Annotated in this window: 1 protein-coding gene and 1 pseudogene; one reads left to right on the top strand and one right to left on the bottom strand. The window is 66.9% G+C overall.

What is annotated here, in order from left to right; all coding sequences use genetic code 11:
* Window positions 1-568: cation diffusion facilitator family transporter (locus tag RMO97_RS03045; protein ID WP_310539072.1), on the bottom strand; the 568-nt coding region annotated here is incomplete at its 3' end.
* A gap of 120 nt (window positions 569-688) precedes the next feature.
* Between RMO97_RS03045 and RMO97_RS03050 the strand changes: the two are divergent.
* Window positions 689-1749: pseudogene (locus tag RMO97_RS03050) on the top strand (CobW family GTP-binding protein).
* Window positions 1750-1801 lie beyond the last annotated feature (52 nt).

The raw sequence follows: 1801 nt of genomic DNA on the forward strand, positions 1-1801 counted from the left end.
CGATGGCGAGCCCGGAGATCACCGCGTCGCCGGCCAGATGCAGGTGGGCGGCCGACAGGTTCAGGTCCCCGTCCCGGTCGTGGGCGTGGCTCTGGGCGGGCTTCAACAGCCAGACGCAAACCAGGTTCACCGCCAGGGCGGCGGCCGCCAGCACCAGGGCGCCGTCATATTCGACGTCCGCGGGCGCGAGCAGGCGCTCCACGCTCTCGATGGTGACCAGCAGGGCGGTGACTCCGAGGACCGCGGCGTTGGCGAAGCCGGCCAGGTAGCCCACCTTGCCGGTACCGAAGGAGAAGCGCGGATCAGCGGAATAGGTGCGGGCCACGGCGTATGCGCCGGCCGCCACCAACAGGGCGGCCAGGTGGGCGCCCATGTGCAGGCCGTTGGCCACCAGGGCCATGGAGTTAAACATCAACCCGCCGGTCACCTGGGCCGCCAGGGTGGCCAGGCAGATCGTCGCCACGATCCAGGTCCGCCGTTCATTGCGGGCGTGATCGGCGCCCAGATAGACCCGGTCGCCCCGGAAGGCGTCCATCGGCTCGTCGGCGGGGGGTTCGGCGGTGGTCACGGTCGCCTATATATAGAGTGCTGGGGGGAGGGCGCGAAAGGGTGTTATTCTATAACACTTGTCCAAGGTCAAGCGATCCCCTGTGCGGCGCCTGTTCCATCCCGCGCCGACAATGACTAGATGAGCCCCATGAACGCCAAGACCCCCGTCACCGTCCTCACCGGCTATCTCGGCGCCGGCAAGACCACCCTGCTCAACCGCATCCTCACCGAGGACCATGGTAAGCGCTATGCCGTGATCGTCAACGAGTTCGGCGAGGTGGGCATCGACAACGAACTGATCGTCGGCGCCGACGAGGAAGTGTTCGAGATGAACAACGGCTGTGTCTGCTGCACGGTGCGCGGCGACCTGATCCGGGTGCTGTCGGGCCTGATGAAGCGCAAGGGCGGCTTCGACGCCATCATCGTGGAGACCACCGGCCTGGCCGATCCGGGGCCCGTGGCCCAGACCTTCTTCGTCGATGACGACGTGAAGGCCAAGACGCAGCTCGACAGCGTCACCACCGTGGTGGACGCCAAGCACCTGCCCCTCGGCTCGCCGATTCCCGGGAAGCGGTCGAGCAGATCGCCTTCGCCGACCAGATCGTGCTGAACAAGACCGACCTGGTGACCGAGGCCGAGCTGAAGGCCGTGGAGGCCGCGATCCGCCGGATCAATCCCCTGGCCCCCATTCACCGGGCCCAGCGCTCTAACGTGCCGCTGGACGCCATCCTGGGCCGCGGCGGCTTCGACCTGGCCCGCATCACCGACATCAGCCCTGAGTTCCTGAACCCGGCGCATGGCGAGGAAGGTCATGTGCACGACGAGGACTGCGACCACGATCATCACGATCACGATCATTCTCACCACGATCACGCTCATCAGCATCAGGACCATGCGGCCGCGGCCGGCATCCGTGGGATCTCGCTGACCCTCCGCAAGCCGATTCATGGGCAGAGGGTCACCACCTGGCTGAACCAGCTGCTGGCCGACCAGGGCCCCGACATCCTGCGGGCCAAGGGCATCCTGGACGTGGCCGGGGAGGAGCGCCGGCTGGTGTTCCAGGCGGTGCACATGATTCTGGAGGGCGATTTCCAGCGCGACTGGAAGCCCGAGGAAGACCGCTTCAGCCGGATGGTCTTCATCGGCCGCAATCTGGACGAGGCCGCCTTGAAGGCCGGCTTCGAGGCCTGCGCGGCCTAGGACTCAGGATGCTCCCCCTCTGGGGGAGCTGTCAGCGAAGCTGACTGAGGGG

The organism is Phenylobacterium sp. (assembly GCF_031425575.1).
Lineage (GTDB): Bacteria > Pseudomonadota > Alphaproteobacteria > Caulobacterales > Caulobacteraceae > Phenylobacterium.